Below are 16,698 nucleotides of genomic sequence, written 5' to 3'. Positions count from 1 at the left end.
GCGTTCAGGCGGCGCGGTAGGCCGGGGGCTCGATGTCGACGAGGATGCGCGAGACGACGTCCTCGGCCTTGACGCCCGCGAAGTCCGACTCGGGGTCGATGACGAGGCGGTGGGCGAGCACCGGCACGGCGAGCTCGCGCACGTCGTCGGGCGTCACGTAGCTGCGACCCTTCGAGATCGCCCAGGTCCTCACGGCGCGCGCGAGCGCCATGGCGCCGCGCATGCTCACGCCGAGCACGACGTCGCGGTGCTTGCGCGTCGCGTCGACGATGTCGGAGAGGTACTGCATGACGGCCTCGTCGACGTGCACCTCGGAGGCGAGCGCGCTCATCGCGACGATCGACTCGGGCTTGATGATGGGCGAGACGAGCGAGGCGCGGGCACGCGTCGAGGAGTCCATCAGCAGGCTGACCGCGGTCTTCGTGTCCGGGTAGCCGAGGCTCGTCTTGATGAGGAAGCGGTCGAGCTGCGCCTCGGGCAGCTTGTACGTTCCGGCCTGCTCGACCGGGTTCTGGGTCGCGATGACGAGGAACGGGGCACCGACGGCGTGACCCTCGCCGTCGATCGTGACGACGCCCTCCTCCATGACCTCGAGCAGTGCCGACTGGGTCTTCGGCGAGGCGCGGTTGATCTCGTCGGCGAGCACGATCGAGGCGAAGATCGGGCCCGGGTGGAACTGGAAGCGCCCCTTGCCCTGGTCGTAGATCTGCACGCCCGTGACGTCGGAGGGCAGCAGGTCGGGCGTGAACTGGATGCGGCTCGTCGTGCCGTCGAGGGTGTTAGCGAGCGACTTCGCGAGCACCGTCTTGCCGGTGCCCGGGTAGTCCTCGAGCAGCACGTGGCCGTCGGAGATGAGGGCGGTCAGCACGAGCGTGATGACGTGGTCCTTGCCGACGATCGCCTTGTCGACGTTCGCGACGAGCTTCTGGAAGGCGTCGGCGAACCAGGTCGCCTGCTCCTGGGTGACGGGCATGTCTCTCTCTCGTTTCAGGTGGTGGGGATCGCAGCCCATTGAGCGCGGGTGAGGTATCCGGTGTCGAAGGAGCCGGAGGGCCCGGTCACGCGGATGATGAGCCGTTCGTTCGTCGGCAGCGTGCCGGTGGCACCGCTGGTGCGCAGGGTGCCGCCGGACGAGACGTATCCCGACTTGGAGTTGTCATCCCACCCGCTCTCCCACGCCATGACGATGGTGTACGTGCCGGCCGAGATGTTGTCGAGTCGGACGTTCGCCGCATAGCAGCCCGACGAGCAGCCATCCACTGCCTGGGCGGTCTTGCTGACGATGGTCGCGGTCGGCGGAGGCGGGCTCGTGACCGTGCCCTTCACGGGGCCCGTCGCACCGGACGACCCCGCCTTGTTGACCGCGCGCACCCACAGGCTGTACTCCCCCTGCGCCAGTCCCGATCGCGCGTGGGAGAGCGTCCCGTTGTTGGGGCTGACCCAGTTCGACCCGTCGGTGCTGACCTGGTAGCTGAGGTTGGCCGTCCCGCCGGTCGAGGCGCTCGTCGCGTTCCAGTTCCACCGGATCGCACCCGGGGCCTGACTGTCGGTCACGGTTGCCGTGAGGCCCCCGGGAGCGTTCGGCACGGTCTGCGTCTGGATGCTGCGCACCTCGGAGTCGTGCGCGCCCTCCTTGCCGCCGGAGTTCACCGCGAACACCTCGAAGGTGTGGTTGCCGCCCTGGACGGTCTGATTGCCCGTGCTCGTGCCGGTCGTCGAGTTCCACGAGCCGTTGTCGAGCCGCCAGCGGTAGCTCACGCTGCCGCCGTTGGCGGAGACGCCCGACCAGCTGGCGCTGATGACGGCGTTCGGCGCCCACTGGTCGGAGACGGCGATCGCCACGGTGGGAGTGCCGGGGGTGCCGTAGGGGATCACGGCGTTCGACCACTCGGACCACGCGCCGGGCCCGTGCTCGTTGATCGCGCGCACCGAGAACTGGTAGCTCGTGCCGTTGGTGAGGCCCGTGATGGTGCACGAGGGCGGGCCGCAGTTCGTCGGCATGGTCGCGGAGGGCGTCGACCGCACCTCGTAGGAGGTGATGGGCTTGCCGTTGGTGGCGGGCGCCTGGAACCCGATCTGCACGGTGCCCTCGTCGCCCTGGGTCGGCACCGTGGGCTTCTGCGGCTGGTCGGGCACGTCGCTCACGACGACCGTGATCGTGCCGGTCGTCTGCCGGTCCGGATCCTCGGTCGCGTCCTGGATCGTGTAGAAGACCACGACGGTGCCGGACTTGAGGCTCGCGTTGGGCGTGATCCGCACCGTGTCGTCGGTGAAGGTGACGACCGCGGGCTCGCCCGAGTTCTGCACCTCGGCGCCCACGATCGTGAGCGGCTCGCCGGAGTCGCCGTAGGGGTTCGAGTCGTTCACGAGCGGGCTCGCGACGACGGCCCCGTCGCCGCGTTGGGTCTCGTAGTCGTCCGCCACCGCGACCGCGGGGGCGCGCGTCGACCCGACGACGGTGACCGTGATCCTGCCGGGCACGACGAACTTGTCCCAGCGCAGCGTCACGTCGAGCTCGAACGTCGTGCCCTTGGGGGTGTTGCGCGGGGTGCTCACGGTGAGCGTCGAGCCGTCGAGCGAGCCGGTGATCCGGCCGCCGATGCCCTGCAGATCCGAGTAGGTGACCTCCTGGCGGATCTGCTCGTTCGGGTGGCCCGTCGCGGTGCGCAGGTCGAAGGTGGAGGTCTCACCGACCTCGAGCTGGATGTTCGGGGGCGTCCAGGTGGGCGGGGTGTCGCGGAACTCCGGGTCGCCCACGATGATCGTCATCGTCAGCGGGATGGTGTTGCCCTTGGGGTCGTCCTTCGACGCGCCGTCGGTGACGGTGAAGCTGATGGATGCCGGCCCGCGGTAGTCGAGGCCCCCCTGGAAGCGGATGGTGCCCTTGTCGACGTAGTTCGAGGTGCCGTCCGACTGGATCGAGGAGACGGTGCTCGCATCCGGGATCCACGCCTCGCGGCCCGAGGGCACCTCGAGGATGTCGGACAGCTTCCACTCGCGCGCCTCGTTCATCGACACGTACTGGGTGGGCAGGTTCGGGTCGATCCGCGGCGGATCGTCGTAGGAGTCGTCGACCGCGGCGGGCACGAGCAGGAAGGCGGTCGCGCTGAGCTTCGTCTCGGGGTCGGTGACCCGGTACGCGATCGCCTGGCGACGCTCACCGGGCGTCACCGAGATCTTGCCGTGCTGGTCCGGCACGAGCTCGGCGGAGGACGCGTTCGGCCCCTCGAGCGACACCTCGAGCGCGTCGTTCGAACCGGCGGGGTTGAACGCCGAACCGTCGAAGATGTCGACCGTCACCGACTTCTTGCCCGCGATGTCCTTGAGGGTGAGGGCGAGGTCGTCCGCGGAGGGCGGCAGCAGCGGCGCGGTGGGCGTCACCTGCACGAGCACGTAGGTGACGGCCGATCCGCCCGTCCCGTTGGTGAGCGTGTAGCGCAGTGAGAAGGAGCCCTCCTCCTTCGGCGCGGTGAGCACGAGGTACCGGTGGCCCACGACCTCCGCCTCGATGCCCTTCGGCACGTCGATGAGGTCCTCGGAGACCGAGATGGGCGAACCCTGCGGGTCGGAGTCGTTGAGCGTCAGGTCGACCTGGGCGATCTTCCCCGGCCGCACCGAGACGCTGTCGGGCACCGCCGAGGGGTTGCCCGGCTCGTCGGGCTGCGGGATGACGGCGATGCGGATCTCGGCCGTGCCCGTGGCGCCGAAGGTGTCGTAGACCTGGTAGCTGAAGGTGTCGGTGCCGGATGCCGCGGGCGAGGCGGTGTACTCGAAGAAGTCCTCGCCCTGATCCGTGATGCTGCCCAGGGTGGGGCCGGTCGGGAACCGCAGCAGCTGGGTCGAGTCGCCGTCGGGGTCGATCTGCTGCAGGGGCAGCGGGATCGTGATGGTGCCGCCCGCGAGCACCCGCGCCACGACGGGTTCGGGCTTCGGGTCGCGGTTGCCGTCCTCCGAGAACGGCGTCACCGTGAAGACGACGCTCGCCGCGGCCGACTCGCCGTAGGCGTCGAGCACGCGGTAGTCGGCGCGGTACTGGCCGGGCTCGGTCGGCGCCTGGAAGCGCACCTTGTCGTCGCTCACGAAGGCGATGCCCGCGCTCGGCTCGGCGATGAGCGCCTCGTCGAGGAACATCCGCGAGTCGTCGGGGTGCCGGTCGTTGGCGAGCACGTCGACCGTGACGATGTCGCCGGCCCGCACGGTGACGAAGTCGTCGAGGGCGACGGGCGGCTGGTGCTTGGTGAGCGGGGCGACCGGCACGACGGTCACGCCCGCCGTCGCCGTGTTCAGGCCGTCGGAGATCGTGTAGGTGAAGCTCACCTGCGAGGTGAGCGCCTGCGGGGAGGTGATCCGCACCTGGGTCGCCTCGAGCAGTTCGACGACGACGCCCTTCGCGGTGAGCTCGGGCGGCACCTGGATGCTCTGCACCGCGAGGATGCGCCCCGCCGGGCTCACGTCGTTGGTGAGCACCGAGACGGTGGTGGGTTGGTCGCCGCGCAGATAGGCCGTGTCCTTCACCGCGATGGGCGGCAGGGCCTGCTCGGCCGGGACGTCCTTGACGTCGACCCGGATGATGCCGACGCTCGGGATGCCGTTGCCGACCAGGGTGTACTCGAAGTAGTAGACGTCGGCCTTCGAGGCACTGAAGCGCACCGCGTTCTTGTCGGTGTCGAGTGTCGCCGACGCGCCCTCGCCCGGGTCCTCGATCCCCGTGATCGCGAGCAGCGCGCCCGAGGGCGAGATGTCGTTGCCGAGCGGCTTGAGGGTGATCTCCTCACCCGTGAACGCGGTGGCGAAGTCGGGCGTGCCGACGGGCTTCTGCGATCCGGCGGGCTGCACCGTCACGGTGAGCGTGCCGGTCGTGATGCCGCCGTCGGTGCCGTCCGAGACCTGGAACTGCACCTCCTTCTCGCCGAGCTCCGAGGTCTGGTGCGTGAAGGTGATGACGCCGTCGGGCGTGAACTGCACGAGGTCGCCCGAGGTCGGGGCCGCGCCGACCACGATCATGTCGTCGCCGTCGGGGTCGCGCCAGTTGGCGAGCACGTTGTACTCGACGGTCTGGTTGGCCTCGACCGTCACGGCCGAGCGTCGGAGCTCGACGGGCGCCTCGTTCGACCCCTCGGGGACGACGTGCACCGAGACCTGCGCGGTCGCGTGACCCCCGCGTCCGTCGTCGACGGTGTAGCTGAAGTGGAGGGTGCCGGAGGCCGTGGGCGACGGCGTGAACTGCAGTGCCCGGTCGCCGTCGATGAGGTCGAGGGTGCCGGAGCTCTCGGCGACCGACCCGAACTCCGAGACGATGAGCACGTCGCCGTCCGGGTCGGAGTCGTTGTCGAGCACCGAGAGGATCGTGGTGCGGCCGGGGCGCGCACCGAACGCGTCGTCGACGGCGGTCGGGTCGCGGTTCTCGTCGGTGCGCTCGGCGAGGGTGTCCTCGAAGGACTGCAGCGCCGACTTCTCGTCGCCCTCCTCCTCGGTCTCCTCCTGCTCGGGCGGCGTGATGTCGTCCCAGTTGTCGACGAGACGCATGTTCTCGGACGGCACCCAGACGTTGCCGTTGCTGAGGTTGTTGAGCACCACGATGCTGCGGTTGACCCGGAACTCGAGGCGGTCGCCCGCGGTCGGCTGCTCGATGTCCTGCGTCGCCGGCTGCTGGCCCTGGCACGCCAGCATGTACAGCTGCGCGTGCGCCCAGGCGCCGTGCGCGCAGCCGTCGAGGTTGACGGGGGCCGCCACGTCGTCGGGGTCGTTCGAGGAGGCGCCCCCGGCATCCAGGGTCTCGACCTCGCCCGAACCGAGGGCGACCCGCAGCAGCCCCGCGCCGGTCGCGAGGATCGCGAACTCGGAGGCCGGGCCGCTCTGCTGGAGCTTCAGGGCGCGCTCGTCGCCGAGCGGGCGGACGGTGCCGTCCTCGGTGACGAGCTCGTTGGTGGAGGTGTCGAGGGCCACGACGGTCTCGCCGATCGCCGCGAGCTGGAAGTCGCCGATCTTCGGGAAGGCGGATTCGACGGGCACGTCGGCGAGGGTCGGGATGCGGTAGAGCGTCTTGTCCTGCGGGGAGACCGCGACGATCGCCCCGCTCGCGGTGACGACCGCGTGGCCGCCCTTGCCGAGGTCGAGCAGCGGAGGTTGGGAGACGGTGTTGAGCTGCAGGTCGCCGACCGCGGGCAGCGCCCAGAGCTTGCCGCCGGAGACCACGGCGAGCACGTCGCCCCCGTAGCTGACCTCCGCATCGGCCGGCAGGTCGACGGAGCTCGTGACGGAGGTGGTGGCCGGGTCGACCGACTCGAGGTGCAGGTTGTCGGGGTCGACGAGGAACAGCGCGTCGCCGTCCTGCAGCACCTCGAAGTTCGGGGAGGCCGCCGTGACCGAGCCGTTGAGCTCGTCGATCTGGCGGTTGAGCCGCCCGCCGAGCTGCTGCTCGGCGTTCGTCACCCAGACGTCGCGGGAGGTGAGGTCGACATCCGTCACCGGGAATCCGGGGTGCAGCGCGGCCACCGTCAGCGTGCCGCCGGCGACGAGTGCGACGACCGCCGCGGATGCGATCGTCTTGCGGCGCGCGCGCTGGATCCCCCCCATCACGTGCTGAGATCACCCCTCGGAATCGCGTGTTGTCTGCCCCCGTCCGGGGTCGAGCCGGTTCAGGCTAACATGCGAGCGCTGTTCGTTTTCTGCCCGCGAACGGGGACTACTCCCCATCCCCATCCGCGTGCGCCGCGGCTCCCGCGGAGGTGTTGCGGTCGAGCAGCACGAGGTCCTCGCGGCTCACCAGGTGGCTCGCGACGGCGTACTCGACGAGCCGCGCACGGCGGTTGGTGGCGAGCTTGCCACGGCCTCCGCGCAGCCCCTGCACGCCCACCTTGTCGAGCTTCTCGCACACGTTGTCGAGTTTGCGGTTGAACGTCGTGAGCGGCCAACCGAGACGCTCCGCCGCCTCCGCCGAGCTCGGGATCTCGCCACGGCCGGGGGAATCCTGCCGCAGCACGTGCTCGGACAGCGCCACGACGAGCAGGCGCTGCGAGCTGGTGAGCGGCACCACGCCGATCGTCGTCGTGCCGGATGCGCCCGAGTGGATGTTGGTCGTCGAGAAGTACTGCTCGTCGTTCTCGATCGTGAAGTCGTAGGTGGTGGAGCCCGCGCTGAACAGCACCTGCACGAGCGGGAACACGACGGGCAGCCGGGCACCGGGCGGCAGCCAGGCCTGCACCCCGCCCGAGCCGTCGGTGATCGTGGCGGAGAGCAGGCTGCCGACGTTGCTGATCCACCACAGTCCCCGCTCCTCGTCGATGGCGAGGAAGCGGCGGTGCAGGTAGGGGTTGTCGTCGATCTCGAGGTCGCCCTCGCGGCCGATGACGAACGTCTCCCCCGGCGTCGCGGTGTACCGCTCGCCGCAGAACTCGATGCGGAGGGCGGTGCTCATGCGGGCGGGTAGCAGGTCGTGAGCGGATCCGACGTCTTACCGGCGCGGAGGATCATGATGTCGACGCACAGCGGCGTGCCCTCGGTGTAGCCGTCGACGACCACGGCATCCCCCTCGGCGGTCTTCAACTGGGGCTGGTCTGCCCGGCTGAGCCGCCACACGAGCCGGTCGCCGTCCTCGGGGTCGGGGTTCGTCACCGGGAAGGTGACGACCGTGCCCTCGGCGGTCGCCGCGGAGGCGAGCTCCGGCACCGGGATGATCGTCGGCACGACGGCGTCGGGACTCGAGCTGGCCCCGGGCGTCGGCCCCGCCTCCTCGGGCGATCCCCCGAACAGCACGATCCCGACGACCACGGCCGCGACCACGAGCGCCGCGAGCACACCCACGACGATGCCGACGACGCGTCCGCGGCCCGAGCGCGTGGGCGCGGGGTCGACCGACTCCACCTGAGCCGGCGGCGGCTGCTGCGGCGCGGGTCCGCGCGGCCGCACGACCGTCTCGGACGGCAGTGCGTCGACGACGACAGGCGGGGTGACCGGTGCCGACGGGGCGGCCGGCGGCATGGAGACGTGGGCTGCGGACGGCTGCGCCTCGATCGTGGTCGTCGACCGCACGCGCGTCTCGTCGGCGCCGCCGGGCGGCGGGGCTGCGGCGACAGGCTGCGCCTCGATCGTCGCCACCTGCCGCACGCGGGTCTCGTCCGCTCCCCCGGTGTCGGCGGGCCGCTCGGGCGCCTCGAGGTGCAGGTTCGGCACCTCGAGCTCGGTGCGCGCGTAGCCCAGCTCCATCTCGACCCGCTGCAGCGCGCGCCCGAAGTCGAGGGCGCTCGCGAAGCGGTCCTCGCGTTCGGTCGCCATGCCCTTCTGCAGCACCGCGATGAGCGAGCGCGGGATGTCGGTGCGGTCCATCGGGGTGATCGCACCGCGCTCGATCCGGCCGATGAGGTCGAGGGTGCCGTTGCCGCGACCCTTCACCTCGAAGGGGGTCTGGCCTGCCAGCACCGTCCAGATCGTCGCGGCGAGCGAGAACACGTCGCTGCGCACGTCCGGATCGGGATCGTCCTCGAACATCTCGGGCGGCGACCACGGCACCGAGAGGCCCACCTGACCGCTCGTACCGCTCGTGCTCGTGTCGCCGACCGCGCCCGCGACGGTCGTCGTGTGGGCGGGCAGAGCGTCGTCGACCGCCGAGGAGATGCCGAAGTCGGTGAGCGCCGGCCACCCGTAGTCGTTGCTGAGCACGTTGGCGGGCTTGATGTCGCGGTGCAGGATGCCGGCCTGGTGCGCCGTCTGCACGGCGCTCGAGAGCCGCACCCCTGTGCGCAGCGCATCCGCGACCGCGAGCGGCGCCTGCTTGTAGCGCTCGCCCAGGCTCGGGCCCGAGCAGTACTCCATGACGAAGTAGGGCCGGTCGTCGGAGGCGACGTCGGCGTGGTAGATCGTGACGATGTAGGGGTGCGCCGAGAGCTGCGCCATGAGGTTCGCCTCGGCGACGAAGGCGGCGCGGTTGGCGGGGGTGAGCTCGTCGAGCAGCAGCACCTTGACGGCGACGCGGCGCTTGGGCAGCTGCTGGTCGTAGAGGAAGACGTCCGAGAACCCGCCCGAGCCGAGCACCCGCACGTAGCTGTAGCCGGGCAGTTCGGGGGGCGACGACGTGGGCCGACGCATCAGACCTCCTCGAGTCGCAGCTCGACGCCGCCGCCGAGATCCACCACGGTGCCCACGATCACGGGGGTCGGCTCCCCGCCGCGCAGCTTCTGGGTCTCGCCGTTCGGCAGCACGATCGTGGTGCCGTTGCGCGAGTGCAGGTCGGTGACGACGACGGTGCCGCCCTCGAGCGCGAGCCGCACGTGCGAGCGCGAGATGTCCTGGTCGCCGCCCGTGACGGTCACGAGCCGCGGCAGCTGCGCCGCGGGCACGCCCGAGACGCTCGGCGCGCGGCCGATCACGATCGCCTGGTCGAGCGGCTCGCGCGTGCCGTTCGGCAGCACCACGAAGACGGATGCGGGGGGCGGCGGGGCGGGCGCCTCGCGCGCGGCGCGCTTCGAGCCGCGCGTGCGGGTGATCGAGGAGGCGAGCACGGTGCTGCCGTCGTGGTCGCCGCCGGCGGCGGGCGCCTCCTCCTCGGCCTCCTCCGGCTCCTCGGCGCGCACCGCGGCGTCCTCGACCGAGCGGTACATCGTGTCGCCGAACAGGTAGTCGTAGCCGCCCGCGGGCGCCGCGGCGTCCTCGGCGGAGGCCGCGGGCGGCAGCCCGACCTCGTCGACGCTCACGACGGTCTCCTCGGAGATCTCCGATGCGACGGGTTCGGGTGCCGCGGGTGCGGGCTCGGCGACGGCTGCGGGTGCGACGACGGGGGCCGGCGCGGGCGCCGGCGACGGGTCGGGCGCGGGAGCGGCGGGCTCGGCGACCGGTGCGGGTGCCGGTGCCGCCGGTGCCGGTGCCGCGAGCGCGGCGCTGCCGCTCGCGAACGAGCCGGCGCGCACGACGCCCGCCTCGATCGGGAGCTCGAGCGACCCGGTGCCGGAGAGCGTGACCCCGACGGAACCGCCCGGCAGCCGGCGCTCGATCCAGGTGGTCGCCCCGGCGCCCGAGACCTGCTCGGCGCCCGCGCGCACCACCGCGTCCCCGCGGACGATGACGCCCACGGTGCCGTCGCCGGCCTCGACGAAGGCGAACGGCGGCGTCGCGAACAGGCCGTTCGCGGTGAGCGCCTCGAGGATCCCCGCGGGGCCGCGCTCGTCGCGCATCCGCGCCCAGAGCCGGTCGATCACCGCCGGGTCGAGCTCGGCACCGACGAACAGCTGACGCCCCGGCGTGACGAACGCGAGCCAGCCGTCACCGGCCGCGGTGTAGCGATGGGTCATGGTCAGGCTCTCGGCATCGTGTCTTCGAACAGGCGGGGATCGCGGTCGACGGTCTCGCCGAGCTCACCGGGCACCCCGGCGAGCTCCGACTCCACCACGACGACCGTCACGTTATCGCGTCCCCCGGCCGCGATGGCCGCCCCGACGAGCCGCTCGGCGAGCGTCGGCCCGTCGGGCTCGCGCGCCGCCTGCTGGTCGTGGAAGACGATGATGCGGGCGATCTCCTCGTCGTCGAGCTCCTTCGTGAGCCCGTCGCTGCACAGCAGGAACGTCTGCCGACCCCGCAGGGGCAGCAGCCACACGTCCGCCTCGACCTCCGCCTCCGCGCCGAGCGCGCGCGTCACGACGTTGCGCTGCGGATGCGCGGCCGCCTCGGCGGGGGTGATGATGCCCGCGTCGAGCAGCTCCTGCACGGCCGAGTGGTCGACGCTCTGCTGCTCGAGGCGGCGGCCGTCCCAGCTGTAGGTGCGGGAGTCGCCGACGTTGAACGTCATCCAGTGCGGGCCCGCGCCCTCGATGTCGACGAGCGCGACGCCCGTGAGGGTCGTGCCGGCGATCGTCTCCTCGCGCAGTTCGCGCACGGCCGCGTTCGCGGCGCGCACGGCGTCGACGACGGCACGCGCGTTCGTCGCGGAGCCGGCCGCGAGCGCCTCGAAGGCCTGCACCGCGGAGCGGCTCGCGAGGTCGCCGTGGGCGTGACCGCCCATGCCGTCCGCGACGATCCAGAAGGGCGGGGCCGCGAGGAAGCTGTCCTCGTTGTTCGCACGCACCGAGCCCACGTTGCTGTCGCCCGCGTAGCGCAAGTGCACGGCGATGTCGCCGATCGCGAACTCCTCGCGAACCTCCACCGGCACTCCCCTCAGCAACGCAGTCCGCCCCACCGTAGCAATCCGGCGGACCCTCCTCCTACGCGGGCACCGGGGAGAACTCCCCATGCATCGCGCGCGGCACCCGCGACGACCGGGAGCGGGACCGGCGAGGCGGGCCGCGCTCAGGAGACCTGGTCGACGCCGAGCAGGTAGGAGCCGAGCTCGACGACCGCACCGTCGGGCACGGGCGAGAACTCGGTCGAGGTGACGGGGGTGCGCTTGCGGTTCGCGACGACCGCCACCCCGTTCGTCGAGTTCAGGTCGAGCACGAACAGGCCGCCGTCGTACGGCAGCAGGATCGCGTGGTTCTTGGAGACCGTCTTCTCACGGTCGACGACGCTCACGAGCTTCGCGCCCGGGAACCCCTCGACCTCGAAGGGCTTGCGCCCGATGACGATCGGGCCGTCGACCGCGACACGGTCGCCGTCCGCGAGCAGCAGCACCCAACCCGCGCTCACGTGCCGCGGCGGACCCCCCGGGAAGAACACGGGCTCGGACGGGTCGCGGGGCGGAAGCCCCCGGCCGACGAGCTTGGTGCGGGTGTCGACGAGTTCGGGCGCGAGCTCGTCGCCCGCCTCGCGCAGCCACGGCGGACGCAGCGGCTGTTCGGGCGGGAAGTACCCCGGCGGACGCTCATCCATTCCCCGATCATTTCCAGCCGGGACGTTCACGTCAAGAGCGCTCGCCGTGCTCCCCGGACTTCGCCTCCGCCCGGGCCTCGACCCGCATCCGGACGAGGCTCGCCACGACCGCCACCGTCATCGACGCCACGATCACCGCGAGCGAGGTCCAGGTGCTGATCTCAGGCGCCCACTCGATGGCCTCGCCGCCGTTGATGAACGGCAGCTCGTTGGCATGCATCGCGTGGAAGACGAGCTTCACGCCGATGAACAGCAGGATGAAGGCGATGCCGTACTTGAGGTAGTGCAGCTTGTCGACGAGGTCGCCCAGCAGGAAGTAGAGCTGCCGCAGCCCCATGAGCGCGAAGACGTTCGCCGTGAACACGATGAACGGGCTGCGCGTGATGCCGAAGATCGCCGGGATCGAGTCGAGGGCGAAGACGAGGTCGGTCGTGCCGAGCGCGATGAGCACCATGAGCACCGGGGTGAACACCCGGCGGCCGTCGACCGTGGTGCGGATCTTCGCACCCTCGAAGGTGTCGGTGATGGCGATGCGCTTGCGCACCCAGCTGAGCATGCGGCTCTCGCGCTCCACCTCGTCGTGCGGACCCGTGCGCACCTGCTGGATCGCCGTGTACACGAGGAAGGCGCCGAAGATGTAGAACACCCAGCTGAAGTTCTCGATGAGCGCGGAGCCCAGCAGGATGAAGATGCCGCGGAACACGAGCGCGAGGATGATGCCGATCATCAGGAGCTCCTGCTGGTAGCGCCGCGGCACCGAGAAGCGCGCCATGATCAGCAGGAACACGAACAGGTTGTCGATCGACAGGCTGTACTCGGTGAGCCAGCCGGCCACGAACTGGCCGGCGTGCTCGGCGTCGCCGAGCCACAGCATGAGGCCCGCGAAGGCGAGCGCCAGCACGACGTAGAACGCGATCCACAGCGCCGACTCGCGCGTGGACGGCACATGCGGACGCTTGAAGGCGAGCGTCAGGTCGAAGGCGAGGATGAGCGCGAGCACCGCGTAGGTGCCGATCTCGAACCAGAGGGGCAGGGCCGGCACGGGGATCCTTTCGGGGACGGGAGAGACTCGAACGTCTCTCCCGCACGGCGGATGCCGTGGCCGCGACCGGGGCTGCGGCGTCGGAGCCCGTGATGACGGTCGCGACGAGGTGGGATACTCCCCTTCGCTCGCGCCAGTCTAGCCCTGCATCGGGCCGCTACGTCGCCTCGGCGTCGAAGGGCGGCACCGCACCCCGCCCGAGGCGGCGCTGCCGCAACTCGTAGGCGGTCGCCGAACCGCGGCGCGGCGCGGCCGCGGGCCCCGCGATCGCGGGAGCCGCCGCATCCTCGTCGAGCAGCGCGTCGCGAATGATGCGCCGCGGGTCGTACTTGCGCGGGTCGAGCTTGGCCCAGTCGACCTCGTCGAACTCGGGCCCCATCTCCTCGCGCATGCGATCCTTGGCGCCGTTCGCGAGGTCGCGCAGCGAGCGGGTGAGGCGCGCGAGCTGGGCCGCGTAGCCGGGAAGCCGTTCGGGGCCGACCAGGAAGACCGCGATCACCAAGATGATCAGGATCTTGTCGAAGGTCAACCCGAAGGACACCCGCCCAGGATAACCGGCACCGCCTGGGCGCGGGCCTACGCTGGGGGCGGAGGAGATGTGAGCGACAAGGACCTGAGCTGGAAGTTCGCGGAGGAGTTCCCCGTGGAACCCGCCGCGACGCAGACCGCCCGACAGCACTCGCTCGAGCTCGGCATCGAGCCCGTCTCGCCCGCGGTGGGCGCGCAGCTCGCGGTGCTCGCGGCGGCGACCGACGCGAAGAGCATCCTCGAGATCGGCACGGGGGCCGGCGTCAGCGGCCTGTGGCTGCTGCAGGGCGCACCCGCGGCGACCCTCACGACGATCGACGTCGAGATCGACCACCAGAACCGCGCCCGCCAGGCCTATACCGACGCCGGCATCGCCGCCGCGCGGGCCCGGCTCATCGCCGGACGCGCCACCGATGTGCTGCCGCGCATGAACGACGGCGCCTACGACCTCGTGCTCGTGGACGCCGACCCGGCATCCGTGCTCGACTACGTGGAGCACGGCCTGCGGATCGCGCGGCGCGGCGGTGTCGTCGCGGTCGCCCACGCCCTGTGGCGGGGTCGCGTCGCCGACCCGGCGCAGCGCGACGAGACGGTCGCCGACTTCCGGGCGCTGCTCGCCACCATCGCCGAGTCGAGCGCCGTGACGGCCGCGCTGAGCGTCGCGGGCGACGGCCTGCTGCAGCTCGTCAAGACGGGCGACTGACGCCCGAGACCCCCGCGAACGCAGACGCCCCGCCGATCCGGGGATCGGGCGGGGCGTCTGCGGTTCAGGATCGGGTCAGCCCGCGATCACGCTCGCGAGTGCGTCGTGCAGCTCCTTGGCCTCGTCATCGTTGACGGAGACCACGAGGCGCCCGCCGCCTTCCAGCGGAACGCGCACGATGATGAGGCGACCCTCCTTCACAGCCTCCATCGGGCCGTCACCGGTCCTCGGCTTCATGGCTGCCATGGTCGTCCCCTTTCGATGGTTGCTCAGTCCATTATCCCGCCCAGTCGCTGGCACCGCGAATCGAGTGCCCGCTCACGGCGGCGACCAGTCGCCCGGCATGCGCAACCAGTACCAGTGGATCCACAGCAGCTGCCCGGCGATCCCGAGCACCACGAGCGCCGTCCGGAACACGCGCGAGCGGGGCACCGCGAAGGCGCCGAGGGCGGGCGAGAGGGGCAGCAGCAGGCGCCAGGTGCTCGACTGCGGGAAGAACACCGCGAGCAGGTAGACGAGGTAGCCGACGAGCCACCACCGCAGCTCCATGCCGAGGCGCCGCGCCCACGGGGTGACGAGGAAGACGCCGAACAGCGCCACCGCGAGCAGCGTCAGCACGACCGCCGCGGGGAGCATCGCATCCGCCGGCTGGGCGCCGTAGAAGCCGAGCCAGAACGCGATCCCGTGGAACCAGTCGACGAACGGCTCGAAGCCGCCCGTGCCCACGTAGCCCGAACGCCAGGCGAGCTCCGTGTCGGTGTAGGCGGTCGGCGAGCCGGTCACCGCCCACGCGATCGCCGGCCACGCGAGGCCCGCCGCCGCGCTCGTGAGCCCCGCGACGATCAGCGCGGCCGCCTCCCGCGGGGGCAGCGGATGCGACGCCGGCGTGCGGATCGCGCGCACCACGCGGGTGACGAAGTACAGCAGCAGGAACAGCGCGAAGGCGAGCCCGCTCGGACGCGTGAGAGCCATCACGACGAGCACCGGCAGCAGCACGACGAACCGCCGACGCACCACGAGCAGCAGCGCGAGGAACAGCAGCGCGAGACCCAGCGCATCCGCGTACGTCACCTGGAAGATCGGCGACACGGGCGCCGTGCACAGCAGCACCACGGCGAAGAGCGCGGAGCCGGGAGCGAACCCGTTCTCGCGCAGCAGCACGAAGAACAGCAGCGAGGCGGCGGCCCCCGCGGCGAGCGTCAGCACCACCCCCGCGAGGGCGAAGGGGATGCCGGCGCGCACGAACGGCGCCAGCAGGAACGGGTAGACCGGCAGGAACGCCCACGCGTTCTGCTGCACCACCCCGTCGTGGCCGACCGGCAGCTCGGTCGGGTAGCCGAAGCTCGCGATCCACGCGTACCACTTGCCGTCCCAGTTGTTGGCGAAGGTCAGCGGGTCGGGCACGACCGTCTGGTTCAACTGCGCCTCGACGACCGCGAAGCACAGCATCGCGACACCCGTGACCGCACGGGACGCCGCGAACACCAGCAGCACGCGGCCCCACCACGGCGTGAGCCGCCAGCGCACCCGCGCGGCGAGGCTCAGACGGCCGAGGCCAGCCATCGGCGCAGGCCCGCCTCGACCCGCTCGATCTGCGCGACCGGCACCCGCTCGTCGTCGGCGTGCGCGAGGCCCGGGTCACCCGGGCCGTAGTTGACGGCGGGGATGCCGAGCGCGCTGAAGCGGGCGACATCCGTCCAGCCGTACTTGGGGCGGGCCTCGCCGCCGACCGCCGCCACGAACTGCTGCGCGAGCGGGGCGTCGAGGCCCGGGCGGGCACCCTCGGCGAGGTCGGCGACCGCGATCTCGACCGGCAGCCCCGCGAACAGCCGCTCGAGGTGCGCGAGCGCCTCGGCGCCGCTCCGGCTCGGGGCGAAGCGGTAGTTGACGTGCACCGTGCACTCGTCGGGGATGACGTTGCCGGCCACCCCGCCCGAGATGCGCACCGCCGAGAGGCTCTCGCGGTAGACGAGACCGTCGACCTCGACGCTCTCGGCCTCGTACGCCGCGAGCCGTTCGAGCACGGGGGCCGCCGCGTGGATCGCGTTCTCGCCGAGCCAGGCGCGCGCCGAGTGGGCGCGGCGGCCGCGGGTGGTGACGTCGACACGGATCGTGCCGTTGCAGCCGCCCTCGATCTCGCCGTTCGAGGGCTCGCCGAGCACCGCGAAGTCGGCCACCAGCAGCTCGGGCCGCTCGCGCGCGAGGCGGCCGAGACCGTTGAGGCTCGAGTCGACCTCCTCGTTGTCGTACCAGACCCAGGTGACGTCGACCGCGGGAGCCGTGAGCTCCACCGCGAGCGCGAGCATGACGGCGCAGCCGCCCTTCATGTCGACCGTGCCGCGGCCCCAGAGCGTCGCCCCGCCGTCATCCCAGCGCGAGGGCAGGTTGCCGTTCACCGGCACGGTGTCGATGTGGCCCGCGATGACGACCCGCTGGGGCCGGCCGAGCGTGGTGCGGGCGACCACGGCATCCCCCTCGCGGATCACCTCGAGGTGCGGCTGGGCGCGCACGACCGCCTCGATGGCGTCCGCGAGCGCGGCCTCCTCGCCCGAGACCGAGAAGACGTCGACGAGCTGCCGGGTGAGCTCGGGGGTGCTGACGGACAGGTCGAGGGCGGGCACGGCTCAACCCT

The 16,698-nt window shown here is 71.6% G+C and carries 13 protein-coding genes; 1 reads left to right on the top strand and 12 read right to left on the bottom strand.

What is annotated here, in order from left to right:
• Positions 1–4 precede the first annotated feature (4 nt).
• The 9 genes from D7I47_RS09750 to D7I47_RS09710 form a co-directional block, all read right to left on the bottom strand.
• A complete protein-coding gene (locus tag D7I47_RS09750) occupies positions 5–973 on the bottom strand; it encodes an AAA family ATPase (protein WP_120762861.1) in 969 nt (322 codons plus the stop codon).
• Between the two features lie 14 nt (positions 974–987).
• The gene (locus D7I47_RS09745) at positions 988–6,576 is read right to left on the bottom strand and encodes an Ig-like domain-containing protein (protein WP_120762860.1); all 5,589 of its coding nucleotides are present in this window, start codon (positions 6,574–6,576) and stop codon (positions 988–990) included.
• A 109-nt stretch (positions 6,577–6,685) separates the two neighbouring features.
• A complete protein-coding gene (locus D7I47_RS09740) occupies positions 6,686–7,417 on the bottom strand; it encodes a hypothetical protein (RefSeq protein ID WP_120762859.1) in 732 nt (243 codons plus the stop codon).
• Positions 7,414–9,084 (bottom strand): serine/threonine-protein kinase, encoded by a 1,671-nt coding sequence (locus tag D7I47_RS09735; protein ID WP_120762858.1) that lies wholly within the window; start codon positions 9,082–9,084, stop codon positions 7,414–7,416. Before D7I47_RS09735 ends, D7I47_RS09740 begins: the two co-directional genes overlap by 4 nt.
• Complete coding sequence (locus D7I47_RS09730) at positions 9,084–10,283, bottom strand: FHA domain-containing protein (protein ID WP_120762857.1); 1,200 nt, start codon at positions 10,281–10,283, stop codon at positions 9,084–9,086. Before D7I47_RS09730 ends, D7I47_RS09735 begins: the two co-directional genes overlap by 1 nt.
• Positions 10,284–10,285: 2 nt before the next feature.
• Positions 10,286–11,131, bottom strand: a complete 846-nt coding sequence (locus D7I47_RS09725; RefSeq protein WP_227000590.1) for a PP2C family protein-serine/threonine phosphatase — start codon at positions 11,129–11,131, stop codon at positions 10,286–10,288.
• Between the two features lie 143 nt (positions 11,132–11,274).
• On the bottom strand, positions 11,275–11,793 hold the full coding sequence (locus tag D7I47_RS09720; protein WP_120762855.1) for an FHA domain-containing protein: 519 nt from the start codon (positions 11,791–11,793) through the stop codon (positions 11,275–11,277).
• 31 nt (positions 11,794–11,824) lie between these two features.
• A complete protein-coding gene (locus D7I47_RS09715; protein ID WP_405083430.1) occupies positions 11,825–12,835 on the bottom strand; it encodes a TerC family protein in 1,011 nt (336 codons plus the stop codon).
• A gap of 157 nt (positions 12,836–12,992) precedes the next feature.
• Positions 12,993–13,376 carry a Sec-independent protein translocase family protein gene (locus D7I47_RS09710; RefSeq protein WP_120762853.1) on the bottom strand — a complete coding sequence of 128 codons (384 nt, stop codon included), beginning with the start codon at positions 13,374–13,376 and terminating at the stop codon, positions 12,993–12,995.
• A 57-nt stretch (positions 13,377–13,433) separates the two neighbouring features.
• On the opposite strand from D7I47_RS09710, the gene D7I47_RS09705 reads away from it, so the two are divergent.
• The gene (locus D7I47_RS09705) at positions 13,434–14,066 is read left to right on the top strand and encodes an O-methyltransferase (protein ID WP_120762852.1); all 633 of its coding nucleotides are present in this window, start codon (positions 13,434–13,436) and stop codon (positions 14,064–14,066) included.
• 75 nt (positions 14,067–14,141) lie between these two features.
• On the opposite strand, the gene D7I47_RS09700 is transcribed toward D7I47_RS09705, so the two are convergent.
• From D7I47_RS09700 to dapE, 3 genes are all read right to left on the bottom strand, one after another.
• Positions 14,142–14,312 carry a DUF3117 domain-containing protein gene (locus D7I47_RS09700; RefSeq protein ID WP_120762851.1) on the bottom strand — a complete coding sequence of 57 codons (171 nt, stop codon included), beginning with the start codon at positions 14,310–14,312 and terminating at the stop codon, positions 14,142–14,144.
• Between the two features lie 72 nt (positions 14,313–14,384).
• Positions 14,385–15,629, bottom strand: a complete 1,245-nt coding sequence (locus D7I47_RS09695) for a hypothetical protein (protein ID WP_120762850.1) — start codon at positions 15,627–15,629, stop codon at positions 14,385–14,387.
• Positions 15,608–16,687, bottom strand: a complete 1,080-nt coding sequence (dapE, locus tag D7I47_RS09690; protein ID WP_120762849.1) for a succinyl-diaminopimelate desuccinylase — start codon at positions 16,685–16,687, stop codon at positions 15,608–15,610. Before dapE ends, D7I47_RS09695 begins: the two co-directional genes overlap by 22 nt.
• Positions 16,688–16,698 lie beyond the last annotated feature (11 nt).

The organism is Protaetiibacter intestinalis, assembly GCF_003627075.1.
GTDB lineage: Bacteria > Actinomycetota > Actinomycetes > Actinomycetales > Microbacteriaceae > Homoserinibacter > Homoserinibacter intestinalis.
Note: the sequence above shows the minus strand (reverse complement) of the source record. Positions and strands in the feature narration are given on the sequence as shown.